Genomic DNA, 16,810 nt, shown 5'->3' with positions numbered 1-16,810 from the left:
AGGATTGTGGTGCCGTGGGCAAACTTCAGATCATATTGGGATGGCTTTCGGGGCGGTACTTATCCGGTAAAATCGGTCGAGCGAGACCTGCCTGCTTCCTCCGTTCATGGACCGGATTGCAGATTTTCACCTGTGTGAAATCGGCGAAAATTAACCATCTGTTAACCATTCGCCGCCTATACGGCCGGAACGAAAAATTAACTTAGATGAACAAAGTGCTAACAGATTCTCAACCCATACGCCTCAAAGGCCGGTCGTTTCTTGCCGTTGTGCTTTCGCCCGAAGCGCCGATCGATCGTTGGCTGCTCCAACTGGACGACCTTGCATCACGTTCTGCGGGGTTCTTTCTGGGTAAACCGATCGTTCTCGACGTTGAGAACCTGCAAACCGACCGTGCTGGGCTGGCGCTGCTGATCGAAGAGCTTGCCAAGCGCGGGGTGTCGATCATGGGCATAGAAGGTGCTCGCCCATCACTGCTTGCTCCCGGCATGCCACCGGCAATGCGGGGCGGGAAATCCGCGACGGATTTCCAGGCTCCCGCAGCAACGGCGGCAATCGAACCACGCGGCGGAAATGCCAAGCCTCCTTTCACGTCGGCGAACGCTTCCGGCGGAGCTCAGGTCCGCGTGATGCCGTCGATTATCATCAAGGAGCCTGTGCGATCAGGGCAATCGGTGATTTTTCCGGAGGGCGATGTGACCATCATCGGGTCGGTCGCCTCGGGTGCTGAAGTCGTCGCGGGTGGCTCTATCCATGTCTATGGCACGCTGCGCGGCAGAGCCATGGCTGGCTCGGCCGGCAACGCATCGGCGCGTATTTTTTGCCGCAAACTTGAAGCAGAACTGTTGGCCATAGATGGCCTTTACAAGACAGCCGAGGATTTGGAACCTCGGCTTCGCGGGAAAGCCGTCCAGCTGTGGCTCGAGGGAGACACCATACTGGCAGAGGCATTTGGTTGAATCAGGGCTCGAGGAAGGTAGGAAAAAATATGGGAAAAGTGGTGGTAGTGACCTCGGGCAAAGGAGGCGTTGGTAAAACAACGTCAACCGCCGCGCTTGGCGCGGCACTTGCTCAGCGCAATGAGAGGACGGTTGTCATCGATTTCGACGTGGGATTACGGAACCTCGATCTTGTTATGGGTGCGGAACGCCGTGTCGTCTTCGATCTGGTCAACGTCATCCAGGGCGACGCGAAATTGTCCCAGGCGCTCATTCGCGATAAGCGGCTTGATACGCTCTTCCTGCTGCCTGCATCTCAAACCCGCGACAAGGACAATCTTACGGCTGAGGGTGTGGAAAAGGTCATCGAAGATCTGAAGAAATCCTTTGACTGGATCATTTGCGACAGCCCGGCAGGCATTGAACGCGGTGCGACGCTGGCGATGCGCCACGCCGACATTGCAGTCGTCGTCACGAACCCGGAGGTCTCCTCGGTTCGGGATTCAGACCGGATTATTGGCCTTCTCGACTCAAAGACGCTCAAGGCCGAACGCGGTGAGAGAATGGAAAAACATCTCCTTTTAACCCGCTATGATGCAAACCGGGCTGAACGCGGCGATATGTTGAAGGTGGAAGACGTTCTCGAAATTCTATCCATTCCGCTGCTTGGCATCATTCCCGAAAGCCAGGACGTCCTGCGCGCATCCAACATCGGTTCGCCGGTAACTCTGGCTGACAAGGATAGCGCACCGGCTTTGGCTTATATGGATGCCGCACGGCGCCTCGCCGGCGAAACGATCCCTGTCACCATTCCCAGTGAAAAGCGTGGTCTGTTGGGCAAAATATTCCGGCGGAGGGCAGCATGAGCATTTTCCGTTTCTTCAATAAGCAGGCTTCGGCACCCAAGGCGCGCGAACGTCTGCAGATTCTGCTTGCCCATGAACGTGCATCGCAGGGGCATTCCGACCTGGTCATTCTGTTAAGGGAAGAAATTCTGGCTGTCGTCACGCGGCACATACAAATCGATCGGGAAAAAGTTCGCGTGACAATGAACAGTGATGACCAGGTCTCGATGCTGGAGGTTGACATCGAGATTCCATTGAAAGCCGGAGTTCGGGCTGCTTGATGGATACATGAGAAGGGGGGCGGGGCAAACGCCAACCAGTGGATGAAGGAGACGAGTATGAACCGGTTTGCACTTCTTGAACGACTGAAGGAACTCCAGGGAATGCCAAAGTTCCAAAAGCGCGATATTTGCACGGTCAGTGCGTTCCTGCCAATCGATGCGCTGGCCAAACACGTGGCTCTTTGCGAACAGGCTGTTGGGGTCGATCCTAAGCCTGGCAAAGCGCACGCTGCATCTTGATAGCAGCTTCGAAGGTTCTCTGCAGATAGGTTGAGGGATCAAAACCGGGCAGGGGCCGGCTCCGGTTCCCTGTGTTCCTCAGCCGCGCCTCATCGCTCCGTTTGGGGCGATGATCCGATTGCTGGCCTGTGCCCTTTTCCCGCAAGCTGTGCGCATGATCCGAACAGTGCGGATTTCAAGCTGCAACCTGACATTTTCATTTCTCATGATCTCATATTCAAATTGCAACAACTTTTGCTGGCGTTGCGCATAAAATGGCGGGCGCCGTCTTGACTCCATAGGTCATTGGCTATGAACTGCATTGTCTGACGTCTTACATAAGCATTGAAATGCAGGGGGCCGACGTCGCATTCAGGAGGATGGCATGGGTTATATAATCAAGAGTTTGGCGGCCGGGATATTGGCGCTTTCGTTCGTACCGGCAGCGCAAGCGGGAACAACGCTTGAGCGGGTAATGCAGAAAAAGGCCATGGTGGTTGCAACCAACAGCAGTTGGCCGCCGCAAAGTTATCTCGATGACAACAACGAAATGGTCGGCTTCGATATCGACATGTCCAAGGAGATCGGCAAGCGACTTGGCGTCGAAGTCTCCTTCCAAACCCCGGACTGGGCTACTCTGACGGGCGGTCGCTGGCAAGGGCGGTATGACGTGGGTGTCGGTTCCGTAACGCCGACAAAAGCCCGTGCACAAGTTATCGATTTCGCATCGGTGTATTACTACAGCCCCTATGTCTACGTCGTCCATAAGGACAGCAAAGCCAAATCGAGCGCGGATTTGAACGGCAAGACCATCGGCGTCGAGACGGCAACGACGTCAGAAGATTTTATCCGTCGTCAGCTTGAGATCGATGCTCCGGGCCTGCCGCCGGTCGAGTATAAAGTCGAGCCAGGTGAAGTTCGTACCTTTGCCGATTCAATGCTGCCATTTGACGATCTCCGCCTTGGCGACGGAGTGCGTCTGGATGCGGTTATCGCCCCGGAGCAGACAGCGCAGAACGCAATCAAGAACGGATATCCCGTTCGAATTCTTGATGGCGGCTATGCCTTCCGTGAGCCGCTTGTAGTGATCGCCGAAAAGGGTGATCCCGAGTGGACTGCCAAGATCGGTGAAATCATCGGGGCCATGCGATCGGATGGCACGCTCACGGCGTTGACCACCAAATGGTACGGCAAGGACTATAGCACCAACTGACAAGGAAGAGCGCGGGCGCCGGCGATTGTGGCAATACCCGCGCTCCATCCTCCTGGTATTCGATCCTTCAAACGCATTCCCCCGCGAGCAAGCAATGAGTTACATTGATACGTTCTATCGACGGACAATTGCCGAAGACAGACGATTTCCCCTTCTGTCGGGCACTGTCGAGTGCGACACCTGCGTTATTGGCGGTGGTCTCGCCGGAATTACCACTGCTCTTCAGTTGGCACGGGCCGGCCAGACGGTCGTTGTGCTGGAAGCCGAGCGTATCGGCTGGGGAGCGTCCGGGCGAAACGGCGGCTTCGTCGGTTCGGGTTTTGCCAATGACGGCGATGCCATAGCCCGCATGGTTGGGCCTGAAAGCGCGCATAAGCTTCATGCCTTGTCCATTGAAGGCATGCGCTTTGTCCGCGACACGATCAATGATCTGAACATTGCGTCGGCAGACCCTATCCACGGGATCATGTCTGTCTTGCGATATGACGATGGGGATGCTCTGAAGGCCCGCGCTGCAGTCCTTCAACGGGATTTCGACTATGGCGTGGACTATCTGAGCCGTGATGAAGTGCAGGCGAAACTCCGGTCCAGGCGCTATTTCCAGGCATTGCGCGATCCGCAGGCCTTTCACATGCATCCGTTGAATTATTTGCGTGGCGTCGCCGCGGAGATTGAACGGTTGGGTGGAAAGATCTTCGAAGCGAGCCCCGCGATTGCCAACGACTTTTCCCGGCCTGAAAAGATTGTTCACACCGACGCGGGAAAGGTCAAAGCGCGTTGCATCGTTGTGACGACGGGCGGTTACACCACCGGTTTTCTGCCAAAGCTGAAGCGAAGCTTTCTGCCGATCGCGACCTACGTCATGCTTTCCGAAGAAGCTCCCGAACTGATCCGGCAGGCCGTCGATACATCGCACGCCGTGGGCGACAACCGCAGGGCAGGGGACTATTACCGGGTCGTCGAGGGGGGCAAACGCTTGCTATGGGGTGGCCGGATTACCACAAGGGCAGCGTCACCCGCTGCGCTTGCCGCCGAGTTGCGGCGGGAAATGGTAAGCACATATCCTCAACTTGCCGATCTTAAGATTGAAACATCCTGGTCCGGATTGATGTCCTATGCCAGGCACCTCATGCCGCAGATCGGGCAACTGCAGCCGAACGTCTGGTATTGCACCGCATTTGGTGGGCATGGTTTGAACACGACCGCCATTGGCGGCAAGCTCGTGGCAGAGGCCATCCTGGGACAATCCAACCGATACAATTTGTTCAAGCCGTTCGGCCTCGTCTGGGCTGGAGGCTTGGCCGGGTTGACGGTGGCGCAACTCACTTACTGGAAACTGCAGGCTCAGGATTGGTGGCGAGAACGATCGTCCGTCTGACTATGGGGATCAAAATGATTGCAACTCTCGTTCTGTCCTACCCAAAGGCAACAAGGCGTATCGGAGCCGTCATCGCTATCGTGTTTGTTGCGGCCATGCTCTACTGGATGGGTGTGGGCGGAAACTGGATTACGACCCTGTTTCCTTCATTGGCGCCGGGAATTGCAGCCTCGCCCGAGATAACACGCGCTTTAGCCGCGATCTGCTTTGCCCTGCTGATTGCAGTTAACTGGAAACTTCTGGGGCTTTTACCCAGGACGTACCAGATCGGCGCCGTATGGGCAGAACTGTTCGGCCTGCTGTTGTTGTTCTTCTATTCATTCGATCTCAGTTTTACATTCATTGCAAAGAAGATTGGCTTCCTCATAACGCAAGGCGTCGTCACGACCCTTTATATATCGGTGATCTCAATTTTCATTGCCACGGTCATCGCCTTGATTGGCGCAATCGCCAAGCTCTCCAAGAACGGTGTCATCTACGGACTTGCGAGTTTCTACACATCGCTGTTCCGCGGTCTGCCGCTGCTCATGCAGATTTACATCATTTATCTGGGCTTGCCGCAGGTGGGCTATGTGATCGGTGCGATCCCGGCTGGCATTCTGGCGCTGTCGCTTTGTTATGGCGCCTATATGACCGAGATTTTCCGGGCCGGCATTGAAAGCATACCGCGCGGCCAGAGTGAGGGCGCAACAGCGCTCGGTCTGCGGCCCAATCATACGATGTTTCTGGTTGTCCTACCGCAGGCCATGCGCGTCATCATTCCGCCGACCGGCAATCAATTCATCGCCATGCTCAAGGATTCCTCGCTGGTATCGGTCGTGGGGGTCTGGGAGATCATGTATCTGGCGCGCACGATGGGCCAGAAAGAATTCAGGCACATCGAAATGCTCATTACGGCATCAATGATCTACTGGCTCCTGTCCATCGGCCTCGAGATTGTGCAGGCCCGCATTGAAGAGCGGTTCGGCCGGTCGCTGAAACGCTAATGTTCGCTCCAAGGGAAATGCCATGACAAAATCCGCCGCTTCATCAGTCGAAATTGAACTGAACAGCGTCCATAAGTGGTTTGGGAGCTTCCATGCACTGGACGACATCAACCTTGTGATCGCTCCCAGGGAAAAGGTGGTGATCTGCGGACCGTCCGGTTCAGGTAAATCCACCCTGATACGGTGTATCAATCGGCTCGAGGCCCACCAGGAAGGCAAGATCGTCGTGGGCGGGATTGAGTTGACCGCTGATGAAGACCGGATCGATGAAGTGCGGCGGGAAGTCGGCATGGTGTTCCAGCATTTCAATCTGTTTCCTCACCTGACCATATTGCAGAACTGCATTTTGGCGCCCATGTGGGTGCGGAAAACGCCAAAGAAAAAAGCCGTCGAGATCGCCATGCATTATCTTGAGCGTGTGCGCATCCCCGAGCAGGCCAACAAATATCCGATCCAGCTTTCCGGCGGCCAGCAGCAACGCGTCGCCATTGCCCGCGCTCTTTGCATGAATCCGAAGATCATGCTGTTTGACGAGCCGACATCGGCGCTTGATCCGGAGATGGTCAAGGAAGTGCTCGACACAATGGTGTCTCTGGCCAAAGAGGGGATGACCATGATTTGCGTCACCCACGAGATGGGCTTTGCAAAACAGGTTGCCGATCGCGTCATTTTCATGGATCGCGGCAAGATCGTCGAGGAAGGCAAGCCGAATGACTTTTTCGACAATCCGCAGAACGAGCGCAGCCGGCATTTCTTGAGCCAAATACTGCATTGACCGGCATGGGCAAATGCGCCAGCGGCAGACGCCGCTATCACACCGTTACCTGCGCGCCAGACTGAATGAAAAATGACTGCCCTTGTGGTAGTCCAGGGCATAGACCACCGGCGTTCCCGCTGCATTGAAACAGGTTTCAGTGATCAGCAGCGCAGGCCCAAAATTGCGCAGATCATTTCGATCGACGACATCCTGCGGTAGCATCACGGCTGAAACGGACGCGGCCGACATACGAGGCCTTTGCTTGTACTGGTCCAGCAGGGCCAATAGCGAGCCGCTCCAGTCGATGTCGTAAAGGCGGGCGGTTATGATGCTGCGCGGCACATAATCCACGCAATACATTATCGGATCGTCGTGCTCCAACCGCAATCGTTCGAGCCGGATCACGCGCGCGCCCTCGTCCAGATGTAGCTGCTTTGCCAGGGCCGGATCCGGCGCTTCTTCGGAGATGGACAAGACCTTGTTGACGGTGTTGTAGCCGTAGTGTCCGGTCATTTCCGTCACACTTTCGAAGACCGTTATAGGACGGTCGATCTGGATGGCGGACATTGCCGAGACAAATCGACCGCGCCCGTGTTCGACGTAGATCAATCCGTCCTGTTCCAGCAGTTTCAACGCTTCCCTCAATGCCGGCCGGGAGATTTTGAAACGCGCCGTCAGTTGCGCTTCCGTCGGGAGTTTATCGCCAGGCCGGAGGGCCTGCTCGCGAATGAGGTCAGCAATTCTTTCGCGAAGTTGAATGACCAATGTTCGCATATCGCGAAGGGGCTCGTCCACGGATCACCTCGTCAGCAAGTGGTTTTGATCCTCCTTGTCTGACAAATATGATCCGGTCAAGAAGGCTTTTGCTGAACTTATCATTTAAATCGCTCTCTTTCATATAGGCATTATTGACAATGATGTCAGTTGTCTTACAACTATGAATGTATCTCCGATTTGGAACAATCCACACTTCTCTCCCAGAAAGACCAACATGCTGAATTTTGATGAACAGCGATATCTCCGTATCCAAACCGGCGCGCTCGCGCTGGAAAACCGCCTTGATCAGGTCATAGGAAGCTGTTTGGCTCGCGGAGCTGAAAACATATTTTTCCTCGGCACCGGAGGCGCGGCAATCCTTATGCAGCCCGCCGCGCAATTGCTGCAGCGGCAGTCGCGTTTTCCCGCCTTTATCGAATCGACGGCAGAGCTGCTGGTGACCGGTTCGCGCAATCTCACCGCGAAATCGATCGTCGTGATGCCCTCGCTATCCGGCACGACCAAAGAGAGCGTGGCACTGCTTGAGAAAATAAAAACGCTGGGGGCAACGGTTATCACCCTTGTCGGACATGAGCAGACACCTCTTGGAATGGGTGGCGATCACGTGTTCGTTAATTTCGCAGAAGACGATACGTCCTGCGAATCTTTCTATCTGCAATCCCTGATTATTGCTCTGTCCGTTATGAAACACCGCGGTGAGATTGCCAATTATGACCAGCTGATTGGTGAACTCACACAGTTGCCGGGGCTTCTTCTCGACGTGAAGCGTTCCTTCGAAGATCAGGCAAATGGGCTGGCCACGCGGTTGGCGAATTCCAATTATCACATCATAACCGGCGCCGGGAATGTGTGGCCGGCGGCCTTTTACTACGGCATGTGCATCCTGGAGGAAATGCAATGGATACGCGCGCGTCCCGTACATGCGTCGGATTTCTTTCACGGAACGCTGGAGCTTGTCGAAAAGAATGTCAGCCTGTTCCTGCTCAAGGGGGAAGATGCTTGCCGCCCTTTGGCCGACCGTGTGGAGAGCTTCGCACAAAACTATACTGATCAGGTGTCGGTCATCGATGCGGCGGCATTTGATCTGCCAGGTATTTCTGCCGAACTGCGCGGGCTTGTCTCGCCCGTTATGCTGGCAGCTGTTTTGGAGCGGATCAGCGCCCATTTGGAAGTGATACGGAACCATCCGCTGACCACCCGCCGTTATTATAAGCGGGTCGCATACTAGAAACGACCATGGTCCAAGCCATCCTTCGATTTGAAGAAAGGTTCAAGCACGTTGAAGACACCACTGCGCATTGCAGCCGTTGGCGATAATTGCATCGACTACTTTCAGGCGCCTCCGGCATATTCGGTCGTTGGTGGAAATGCAGTCAATGTTGCGGTTCAACTCGCGCGGCTGGGATGCCAGTCGTTCTACTTCGGTGCCGTTGGTGAGGATTCTGCCGGGAAGCGCACGGTCGCGCTCCTGGCAGAAAATGGCGTGAACGTTCAATACGTCCAGAGCAAAGCCGGCAAAACGGCGTCGACACAAATTTCGATAGCCTCATCAGGCGATCGGATAATAGTCGACGAAGATTTTGGCACCTGCTCTGGATATGCCCCACCGGCTCGCGATCTGGCAGTTCTCGAAACAATGGATCATGTGCATATCGGTTGGCTCGATGACGGGGGAACGCTGCGTCGTCACCTCACGGAGCGGGGTGTCAGCGTATCGCAGGATCTCGGCGTCAACAATGATCCAGCACACCTTGAACCCGATGGGCTGACAATTGCCTTCGGGTCGGCGGGGGAGAACGCCGCACGTGCAACACAATTGCTGACAGCCTATCTCGCCGCAGGTGCTCTCAACGCCGTCGTCACATGCGGCAGTGCCGGTGCAATCGCTCACGGTGGTGACGGTGAAATTCGAATAGGCAGCAGGAAGACAGAGGTGGTGGATACGACCGGCGCGGGCGACAGCTTCATTGCCGGCTTTCTCGTGGCTTTCCTGCATCAAAAAGATTTCGACGACTGTCTGGTTGCGGGGCGTGATTGTGCTGCCGTCACCTGCTCGCATTTGGGCGGGTTTCTGCAGCCGCTGATAGCGACGGATCTGTAAAGAGCGAAAGAATCTGGAAAGCGAGACTATGTTCCCAAAATGGAGGCCGCGGGAAAAGCGGTCTCGTCTGTAACCTCCACGGCGGTTTTCAATGGCACCTTCAACGGACAGCCACCTTGCTGTTGCGTATGTTGGACCCCGCCGCAGACAGGCGTCTCAGGCATTCTGGCGACAAATACAACACTGCGAGGCGTCGCCCTTATTGGACGGTCAACCCTTCCACCAAGCCTCAAGTTGCAAACGGCAGCGGTAAAGAGACTTCAGCATCCGGCTTCGGCGCAGCAGCTCGCTCGAACATGCTCAATGCAAAAAAATCTCACGGCGTGGAATAAACCGGCGTTTGGCGTGTCTCACCATCAGAACACACACAATCCGATCGGAGTATGAAAGACATGTCCCATCGATATCTCAATGGTCAACGAGCACTTCTTCTCGCGGGAACACTTGCTGTCGCTTGGTCCGCCATTGCTGCGGCGCGCGATCCTTCCAGCGACGTGATATGCATGAGCGACGCGACGAAATCTGCAATGCAGAACGAAACGCCATTTCTGACGCAAAATGATGCGGCCATGGCAAAAATGATGGCGGACATGGAGGTCAAGCCAACCGGTGACGTTGATCGCGACTTTGTTGCGATGATGGTGCCGCATCATCAGGGCGCGATTGATATGGCACTGGCGGTTCTTCGCTATGGCAACAACGAGAATATAAAGCGTCTCGCCCAGGAAATCATTGTCACGCAACAACAGGAAATTGCAGCGATGCGCCTGGCGATCGGCGAACCCCTGCCTCCATCCAAACCATCTCCGACCCAAACCTCGTTCATACCTGATTTGGATACCCACTCGCCGACAACGCAAGCAATGTCCATGTCACCAGCCATGAACATGAAATAGGGAGTTTGAAATGAGATTGAAGCTTTTTACAATAACATTGCTGATTGGCACCGCAGTCGCAGGGTTGGTTCCTGCTTTGGCCGGGCAGGTGCCCGGATTGGCCTCGGCACCCGACGTTCCGGTCAGTCATCGCGATCGCGTCTACGCTGCCGAACAGTTCTCCAATACAGTATCGGTTACCGATCCCGTCGATAACAAGCTGTTGGGCGTGATCCGGCTCGGAGATCCACAACCCGGCAATCTCAGTCCGCTTTATCGCGGCCAGGTGCTTGTGCACGGCATGGGTTTTTCCCCCGATCACAAAACGCTCGCGGTTGTCTCGATCGGCACCAATTCTGTTACGTTTATCGACACGGCCACCAACGCGATCAAACACGTCACCTACCTCGGGCGGGCCCCACATGAGGCATTTTTCACACTTGACGGCAAGGAAGTCTGGGTCACGGTTCGGGGTGAAGATTACATCGCTGTTCTGGATGGACATACATTTGCAGAAAAGACGCGGATCAAGGTTCCCGCGGGACCGGGCATGCAAATCTTCTCACCTGACAACAAATACGGCTATGTCTGTTCGTCGTTCAATCCGGAAACCGTTGTCATCTCCATTGCCGATCACAAGATCGTCGGCCATGTGAAGCAGGAAAGTCCATTCTGCCCTGATCTTGCCGCAACGCCCGATGGCAAGCAGGTCTGGTTCACGCTGAAAGATGTGGGCAGGACACAGGTGTTTGATGCCAAGCCTCCTTTCAAACTTCTCAAAACGCTGGACACGGGGCCGATCACCAATCACGTGAATATCGTCGGCAATGCCAATGGCATGTTTGCCTATGTAACTGTTGGCGGATTGAACCAGATCAAGGTTTTCCGCACCGACACGTTTGAGCAAGTGGCTACGATCCCGGTCGGTAAGCTCCCGCATGGCCTGTGGCCCTCTGGCGATGGCACACGCATTTACGTTGGCCTGGAAAATGCCGATGCATTGGCGGCCATCGACACGCTGACCAATACGGTGATTGCAACCATTCCCATCGGACAGGCACCGCAGGCCTTGGCGTATGTTTCCAATGCCGTCCCGGAAGGTGACGGGATGCAGAACTTGCAACCTCTCGGTGTTGCTGGCCAAGCGGCCCACTTGACCCTCGGTTCGGTGACAGCTGCTGCGTCTGCGGACGTGAAGCCGACCAGTGTGACGCTGTTCGATCAGGGGCTTACACAGGTCCTGCAAGCTGCGGTGACGGGCCTGGAGCCAAAGCAGCCTTATGTGCTGGCCTTGGCTTCCCAGGCGGATGGCGGTGGTATGCTCGAGCCGCTGGCCGCGTTCATGACCAACCCCGCAGGTTCGGCAATCGTCAACGCGGTTGGCCCCATTCGTCAATTGGCGCAGAGTGGACAGGATGCCCCGAGCCGTTATCTGGTGGTTGCGTCCGGCACGGCCGCCAGAATCGGTACGCCCGTGCAGGTGCAGACCAAATGATAACGCGCTGCCCGCATTCGGTTTGCCGTCGGACTGCGGAATGCGGGCAGCAGTTACAGATCGGGACAGTGCGTCAAAATTTCATTGGCACACCGGCCACCGCCAAAGACGCAGGACAATGTCTTGAACCAGAAGGGGTTCGGTCATGACAGATATGGTCGTTTTGATTGAGCCCCTCATTCCGGCCTTGCGGCGATATGCGCGCAGCTTGATGGGGGATCGATCGGCCGCCGATGACCTGCTGCAGGATTGTCTGGAGCGGGCCGTCAGTCATTGGCACCAGCGGCGTGAGGATGGCAACGCCAGAACATGGATGTTTACGATCCTGCACAATCTGGCGATTAACAGCTTGAGGAAAACCGCACGGCGTGGGGTGCATCTGGACATTGATGATGTATCTGACCCGGCTCTCTCCGGACGGCCCGCGCAGGAGGATGGCTTACACCAGCAGGACGTTTTGCGTGCCTTGAAGACTTTGCCCGAGGAACAGAGAAGCGTCATTCTTCTCGTTTCGGTTGAAGATCTGTCCTATGCGGAGACCGCGAAGATTCTCGGGGTTCCCATTGGCACGGTTATGTCGCGACTGGCGCGCGGCCGTGAACGGTTACGGCAGATTCTTGAGGGTGATGTGAGCAACAAAATTGAAAACGGTCCTCATTTGAGGAGAGTAAAATGAACAAGCGCCCGATTACGGAAGACGATCTACATGCCTATGTCGACCAAGCTCTCAGCACGACCAGGCGGGATGAGGTAGCCGGATATCTCGAGCAGCACCCTGACGAAGCAAAAAGGATCGCAAGTTACCGAAGGCAGCGGGATGAACTGCGGTCCGCGCTCGCACCAATCAGCGAAGAACCGGTACCTCCGGAGCTCAATCTGGCGCGCATGCTTGATGGTGCGCGCCGTCCCAGTTTCCCGGTTTGGCGCTCGGCGGCGGCCGCTGTTGTGTTGCTTGCTGTTGGCATAGCCGGCGGCTGGTCGCTTCACGATATGGGTCAACCGGCCGCCGGTGGGATCATGGCGCTCGCTGACGAGGCAACATACAGCTATCAGGTGTATGCTGGCGATAAAGGGCGGCCGGTCGAAATCAAGGCATCCGATCAGGTTAGCCTGGTCAAATGGGTTTCGGACAGTTTGGGCCACACTATATCCGTGCCTGACCTGACGGGCTCCGGCTACCGGTTCATGGGGGGCCGGGTTGTCGCCACAGCGCACGGCCCTGCAGGCATGCTCATGTACGACGATGACCGTGGCACCCGGCTGGTGATGCTGACACGGGCGATGACAGCCGATAAAAACGCGCCCATGTCGTCGCAATCGACCGGTTCCGTGCAAAGAGTCAGCTGGTCCAGGGAGGGTATCGGCTACAGCCTGGTCGGGCCTCTTTCCACCCAGGCACTCAATCCGATTGCCCATGAAATGCGCCGGCAAATCGAAACAAATGTGTAGATAGAGTGTGAGCAAAAGCATGCTGTTGCGACAGGGACTGGTCGCTCCAGCGCTTCGCATTTTCATCACGGGCCGTGCGAATCCACACCATACCCCTCGACAGTTCACCCGAGTGGCTTTGCTATGCTCGTAAAGGCCATACATTGCAGTGCCAAAGCGATTGCAATTGCCGAGTAAATAATTTCTACTTATCGGGGAAATATTGGGAGTTTGTTCTACGAACTTACTGCCGCGGATTGCTAGAATGCGAAATGAACAACGAAACCAGTAGGATACTCAAAGTCCTACGTCAGCTCGCAGGGTAAATCATGACTTTCAGAAACGTGGCCTCCATAGGGCTGGGGGTAATATTGGCATTGGCTGCCGCAACTCCGGGCTTTGCCCAGGTTGTGAAGATCGGCAGCAAGAACTTTACCGAACAGTTTGTGGTGGCCGAAATCTATGCGCAAGCCCTGGAGAAGGCTGGCGTGAAGGTCGAGCGGCGCACCAATCTTGGCGCGACATTGATTGCCCATTCGGCGCTGCTGAACGGCGAAATCGATCTCTACCCCGAGTATACGGGTACGGCCCTTGCCGCCGTGGTGAAGGGCGATCTTTCGGGTTCAGCCGAAAAAATCTATGCGGAAGTCAAGGACTACTACGAGAAGAACCTGCAGCTGACCTTGCTCCAGCCGACCAACATCAACAATGGCTATGCCATCATCACGCTTCCGGAAACTGCAGACAAATACAAGCTCAAGACGCTGACGGATCTTGGTCCCGCGTCGAAAGATCTGAGCTTCGGCGCGGAAGGTGGATTTGGTGAACGCAAGGACGGCTTGCCCGGTCTCAAGCAGACCTACGGCATCGTCTTCAAGGATTTTCGTATTTTTGCCAAGCTCGGTATCCGCTACAGCGCGCTCACCAGCAAGAATATCGATGTTTCCTATGGCTTTGCCACCGACTGGCAGATCGCGGACAGCAAGCTTGTTGTTCTCGCTGACGACAAGAACCTGTTTCCGCCCTATTACCTCGTGCCCGTCGTGCGCCAGGACACCCTGGCCAAAAACCCCAAGATCGCTGAAGTCCTGAACAAGGTCAGCCCGCTCTTGAACAATGAGAACATGCGCGAACTGAATGCCTCCGTCGAGCGTGACAAGAAGGAACCCAAGGAAGTGGCGGAAGCCTTTCTGAAGGAAAAAGGCATCTGAGACCGTCCTGACGCCTGCGGCCAAACGGCCACGTGGACATCCCGGAAACAGCGGAGATAGGATTGTCTCCGCTGTTTCAATTCCGAGCGATATGGAACGACGCATTTGAACTGGGCTCCCAAAAACATTCCGGAAATTCTGGCGGCAACCTGGCAGCACCTTGTGCTGTCGGTCTCATCCGTTCTGATCGGACTGGTCATCGCGCTGATCCTCGGGATCATCTGCGCACGGCGCCCCCGGTTCTATGCGGTCGTCCTGACAGTCACCGGCATCATCTTCGTCATTCCCAGCCTTGCGCTGTTCGCGCTGCTGATCCCGTGGCTTGGCCTTGGCACCAAGCCGGCGCTGGTCGGCCTGTCCTCCTATTGCCTGCTTATTCTTCTGCGCAATGTGGTGACCGGCCTGCGCGGCGTTCCTGCCGACGTGCTCGATGCGGCCGACGGCATGGGCTACAGCGCCTGGCAGCGGCTGGCGCGTATCGAACTGCCCTTGGCCCTGCCGCTCATCGTTTCCGGTATTCGCATCGCCCTGGTGACGGTCATCGGCATCGCCACCGTTGCCGCCTTCATCGACGGCGGCGGCCTCGGAACCATCATCCTCATGGGCATCGACCAGAGCTATACGGAGAAAATCCTTGTCGGCGGTATCCTGACGGCGCTGATGGCGACGTTCTTTGATCTTGTTCTGAGCCAGGCTGAAAAAGCCCTGGTTCGCTGGCGTTGAGGGGCGGGCATGCTGATCACCGCCTTCAACTGGATCGTCAACAATCAGCCCGAGTTCCTGCGGGCACTCGGTCAGCATCTTGTGATGTCCGGCGTCTCGCTGGTGTTTGCGTTAGCCATTGGCTTGCCGCTTGCCGTCCTCATCATCAATCGCGGCGGGCTGGCTTTTGCGGTCATCAATTCCATCAATGCGCTGCGTACGATCCCCAGCCTTGCCATTCTCGCCATCATGATGCCGCTGCTCGGTATCGGCCTATGGCCATCCATCGTCGCGCTGACCGTGCTCGCCTTGCCGCCCATCCTGCTCAACGCCTTTATCGGTCTGCGCGACGTTGATCCCGATGCGGTGGAAGCTGCAATCGGCATGGGCATGAGCCGCGGACAGGTGCTGCGCAAGATTCGCATTCCGCTGGCTGCACCGGCCATGTTCGCCGGTGCACGCACTGCCGCCGTGCAGGTGCTTGCCGGTGCGACGCTCGCTCCCTTCATCGGCGGCGGCGGCCTTGGCGATTTCATCGCTGTCGGCATCAGCATGATGGACATGTCGCGGCTTCTGGTTGGCGCGGTGCCCATCGCTATTCTGGCGCTGGCAACGGAATTCATTCTCGGCCGGGCCGAAAAAATCTTCTTCGCAGAAAGAACATCCGCATGATCAATATGGAACACGTTACCAAACGCTATGGCGAAGGCAGCGTTGCTTCGGTGGACGATCTCAGCCTGATCGTGCCCGAGGGTTCGACCGTTGCACTGATCGGACCATCGGGCTGCGGCAAGACCACGACCATGCGCATGATCAACCGGCTGATCGATCCGACCGAAGGCAGGATTATTGTCAACGGCGAAGACGTTACCAAGGTTGATCCGGTGATCCTGCGTCGCCATATCGGTTATGTGATCCAGCAGGTAGGTCTGTTTCCGCATATGACCATCGCCCAGAACATTGCCGCCGTACCCAAGCTGCTTGGCTGGGATGAGGCGCGGATTCGGAACCGGACCGACGAGCTTCTGCATCTCGTCGGTCTTGATCCGGCCGAAATGCTCAAGCGCTACCCCCGGCAGCTCTCAGGCGGCCAGCGGCAGCGCATAGGTGTGGCGCGGGCGCTTGCGGCCGATCCGCCCGTGCTGCTGATGGATGAGCCGTTCGGCGCCATCGATCCGATTGCCCGGACCCGCCTGCAGGATGAGTTCCGCCAGATCTTGCAGCGGGTGCGCAAGACGGTGGTGCTTGTGACCCATGATCTCGACGAAGCCATCCGTCTGGGTGACCGCATCGCCATCATGAAGAGCGGCAGGATTGTCCAGTATGACACGCCCGATGCGATCCTTTCCCACCCCGCTGACGCATTTGTCGAAAACTTCGTCGGCATAGACCGGGCGATCAAGCGCCTGAGCCTGTTTACTGTCAGTGACGCCATGACGGCGGACAAGCCGCGGGACGGAGCGCACCCCGTCGCTGCCACCAGCAACCTGCGCGATGCGCTGGCGCTGATGGTCGCTGCAAACAGCGATGTCCTTGCTGTCGTGGATACGGCTGGAGCCGTCACCGGCCGGTTGACCCGCGATGCGATTTTTTCGGTCTGATCG

The 16,810-nt window shown here is 56.4% G+C and carries 19 protein-coding genes; 18 read left to right on the top strand and 1 reads right to left on the bottom strand.

Annotated features, from left to right (window positions below; genetic code table 11):
* Positions 1–206: 206 nt before the first annotated feature.
* The 8 genes from minC (at position 207) to ACIQWS_RS19570 (ending at position 6,635) form a co-directional block, all read left to right on the top strand.
* Positions 207–959 (top strand): septum site-determining protein MinC, encoded by a 753-nt coding sequence (minC, locus tag ACIQWS_RS19605; RefSeq protein WP_403183224.1) that lies wholly within the window; start codon positions 207–209, stop codon positions 957–959.
* 29 nt (positions 960–988) lie between these two features.
* Positions 989–1,804: a septum site-determining protein MinD gene (minD, locus tag ACIQWS_RS19600; protein ID WP_346308134.1), complete on the top strand. Its 816-nt coding sequence runs from the start codon at positions 989–991 to the stop codon at positions 1,802–1,804.
* Complete coding sequence (gene minE, locus ACIQWS_RS19595; RefSeq protein WP_223614464.1) at positions 1,801–2,064, top strand: cell division topological specificity factor MinE; 264 nt, start codon at positions 1,801–1,803, stop codon at positions 2,062–2,064. Before minD ends, minE begins: the two co-directional genes overlap by 4 nt.
* 57 nt (positions 2,065–2,121) lie before the next feature.
* The gene (locus tag ACIQWS_RS19590) at positions 2,122–2,304 is read left to right on the top strand and encodes a hypothetical protein (RefSeq protein ID WP_346308133.1); all 183 of its coding nucleotides are present in this window, start codon (positions 2,122–2,124) and stop codon (positions 2,302–2,304) included.
* A gap of 364 nt (positions 2,305–2,668) precedes the next feature.
* Complete coding sequence (locus ACIQWS_RS19585; RefSeq protein ID WP_346308132.1) at positions 2,669–3,496, top strand: transporter substrate-binding domain-containing protein; 828 nt, start codon at positions 2,669–2,671, stop codon at positions 3,494–3,496.
* A gap of 94 nt (positions 3,497–3,590) precedes the next feature.
* Positions 3,591–4,874 (top strand): NAD(P)/FAD-dependent oxidoreductase, encoded by a 1,284-nt coding sequence (locus tag ACIQWS_RS19580; RefSeq protein WP_403183217.1) that lies wholly within the window; start codon positions 3,591–3,593, stop codon positions 4,872–4,874.
* Positions 4,875–4,888: 14 nt separating this feature from the next.
* Positions 4,889–5,860 carry an amino acid ABC transporter permease gene (locus tag ACIQWS_RS19575; RefSeq protein WP_403183214.1) on the top strand — a complete coding sequence of 324 codons (972 nt, stop codon included), beginning with the start codon at positions 4,889–4,891 and terminating at the stop codon, positions 5,858–5,860.
* Between the two features lie 22 nt (positions 5,861–5,882).
* Entirely contained in the window at positions 5,883–6,635 is a 753-nt protein-coding gene (locus tag ACIQWS_RS19570; RefSeq protein ID WP_223614459.1) for an amino acid ABC transporter ATP-binding protein, read from the top strand.
* Positions 6,636–6,680: 45 nt separating this feature from the next.
* On the opposite strand, the gene ACIQWS_RS19565 is transcribed toward ACIQWS_RS19570, so the two are convergent.
* Positions 6,681–7,412, bottom strand: a complete 732-nt coding sequence (locus ACIQWS_RS19565; protein ID WP_403183209.1) for a GntR family transcriptional regulator — start codon at positions 7,410–7,412, stop codon at positions 6,681–6,683.
* A gap of 196 nt (positions 7,413–7,608) precedes the next feature.
* On the opposite strand from ACIQWS_RS19565, the gene ACIQWS_RS19560 reads away from it, so the two are divergent.
* The 10 genes from ACIQWS_RS19560 (at position 7,609) to ACIQWS_RS19515 (ending at position 16,807) form a co-directional block, all read left to right on the top strand.
* Positions 7,609–8,622 carry an SIS domain-containing protein gene (locus ACIQWS_RS19560; RefSeq protein ID WP_403183205.1) on the top strand — a complete coding sequence of 338 codons (1,014 nt, stop codon included), beginning with the start codon at positions 7,609–7,611 and terminating at the stop codon, positions 8,620–8,622.
* 51 nt (positions 8,623–8,673) lie between these two features.
* Entirely contained in the window at positions 8,674–9,495 is an 822-nt protein-coding gene (locus ACIQWS_RS19555; RefSeq protein ID WP_403183202.1) for a PfkB family carbohydrate kinase, read from the top strand.
* Between the two features lie 392 nt (positions 9,496–9,887).
* The gene (locus ACIQWS_RS19550; RefSeq protein ID WP_403183199.1) at positions 9,888–10,391 is read left to right on the top strand and encodes a DUF305 domain-containing protein; all 504 of its coding nucleotides are present in this window, start codon (positions 9,888–9,890) and stop codon (positions 10,389–10,391) included.
* 10 nt (positions 10,392–10,401) lie between these two features.
* Positions 10,402–11,865: a YncE family protein gene (locus ACIQWS_RS19545; RefSeq protein WP_403183196.1), complete on the top strand. Its 1,464-nt coding sequence runs from the start codon at positions 10,402–10,404 to the stop codon at positions 11,863–11,865.
* Positions 11,866–12,010: 145 nt separating this feature from the next.
* Entirely contained in the window at positions 12,011–12,541 is a 531-nt protein-coding gene (locus ACIQWS_RS19540; protein ID WP_403183193.1) for an RNA polymerase sigma factor, read from the top strand.
* Entirely contained in the window at positions 12,538–13,314 is a 777-nt protein-coding gene (locus ACIQWS_RS19535; protein WP_403183190.1) for an anti-sigma factor family protein, read from the top strand. The genes ACIQWS_RS19540 and ACIQWS_RS19535 overlap by 4 nt, the downstream gene beginning before the upstream one ends.
* A 308-nt stretch (positions 13,315–13,622) precedes the next feature.
* A complete protein-coding gene (locus ACIQWS_RS19530) occupies positions 13,623–14,504 on the top strand; it encodes a glycine betaine ABC transporter substrate-binding protein (protein WP_403183187.1) in 882 nt (293 codons plus the stop codon).
* Positions 14,505–14,609: 105 nt separating this feature from the next.
* Positions 14,610–15,227: an ABC transporter permease gene (locus ACIQWS_RS19525; protein WP_403183183.1), complete on the top strand. Its 618-nt coding sequence runs from the start codon at positions 14,610–14,612 to the stop codon at positions 15,225–15,227.
* Positions 15,228–15,236: 9 nt separating this feature from the next.
* Entirely contained in the window at positions 15,237–15,878 is a 642-nt protein-coding gene (locus tag ACIQWS_RS19520; protein WP_223614445.1) for an ABC transporter permease, read from the top strand.
* Positions 15,875–16,807: an ABC transporter ATP-binding protein gene (locus ACIQWS_RS19515; RefSeq protein ID WP_403183180.1), complete on the top strand. Its 933-nt coding sequence runs from the start codon at positions 15,875–15,877 to the stop codon at positions 16,805–16,807. The genes ACIQWS_RS19520 and ACIQWS_RS19515 overlap by 4 nt, the downstream gene beginning before the upstream one ends.
* Positions 16,808–16,810 lie beyond the last annotated feature (3 nt).

The organism is Phyllobacterium sp. NPDC097923 (assembly GCF_044760925.1).
GTDB classification, from domain to species: Bacteria; Pseudomonadota; Alphaproteobacteria; order Rhizobiales; family Rhizobiaceae; genus Phyllobacterium; species Phyllobacterium calauticae.
Note: the sequence above shows the minus strand (reverse complement) of the source record. Positions and strands in the feature narration are given on the sequence as shown.

Coding starts and splice junctions, on each gene's coding strand:
- minC (WP_403183224.1), top strand. CDS start 207: ATGAACAAAGTGCTAACAGATTCTCAACCCATACGCCTCAAAGGCCGG.
- minD (WP_346308134.1), top strand. CDS start 989: ATGGGAAAAGTGGTGGTAGTGACCTCGGGCAAAGGAGGCGTTGGTAAA.
- minE (WP_223614464.1), top strand. CDS start 1,801: ATGAGCATTTTCCGTTTCTTCAATAAGCAGGCTTCGGCACCCAAGGCG.
- ACIQWS_RS19590 (WP_346308133.1), top strand. CDS start 2,122: ATGAACCGGTTTGCACTTCTTGAACGACTGAAGGAACTCCAGGGAATG.
- ACIQWS_RS19585 (WP_346308132.1), top strand. CDS start 2,669: ATGGGTTATATAATCAAGAGTTTGGCGGCCGGGATATTGGCGCTTTCG.
- ACIQWS_RS19580 (WP_403183217.1), top strand. CDS start 3,591: ATGAGTTACATTGATACGTTCTATCGACGGACAATTGCCGAAGACAGA.
- ACIQWS_RS19575 (WP_403183214.1), top strand. CDS start 4,889: ATGATTGCAACTCTCGTTCTGTCCTACCCAAAGGCAACAAGGCGTATC.
- ACIQWS_RS19570 (WP_223614459.1), top strand. CDS start 5,883: ATGACAAAATCCGCCGCTTCATCAGTCGAAATTGAACTGAACAGCGTC.
- ACIQWS_RS19560 (WP_403183205.1), top strand. CDS start 7,609: ATGCTGAATTTTGATGAACAGCGATATCTCCGTATCCAAACCGGCGCG.
- ACIQWS_RS19550 (WP_403183199.1), top strand. CDS start 9,888: ATGTCCCATCGATATCTCAATGGTCAACGAGCACTTCTTCTCGCGGGA.
- ACIQWS_RS19545 (WP_403183196.1), top strand. CDS start 10,402: ATGAGATTGAAGCTTTTTACAATAACATTGCTGATTGGCACCGCAGTC.
- ACIQWS_RS19540 (WP_403183193.1), top strand. CDS start 12,011: ATGACAGATATGGTCGTTTTGATTGAGCCCCTCATTCCGGCCTTGCGG.
- ACIQWS_RS19535 (WP_403183190.1), top strand. CDS start 12,538: ATGAACAAGCGCCCGATTACGGAAGACGATCTACATGCCTATGTCGAC.
- ACIQWS_RS19530 (WP_403183187.1), top strand. CDS start 13,623: ATGACTTTCAGAAACGTGGCCTCCATAGGGCTGGGGGTAATATTGGCA.
- ACIQWS_RS19520 (WP_223614445.1), top strand. CDS start 15,237: ATGCTGATCACCGCCTTCAACTGGATCGTCAACAATCAGCCCGAGTTC.
- ACIQWS_RS19515 (WP_403183180.1), top strand. CDS start 15,875: ATGATCAATATGGAACACGTTACCAAACGCTATGGCGAAGGCAGCGTT.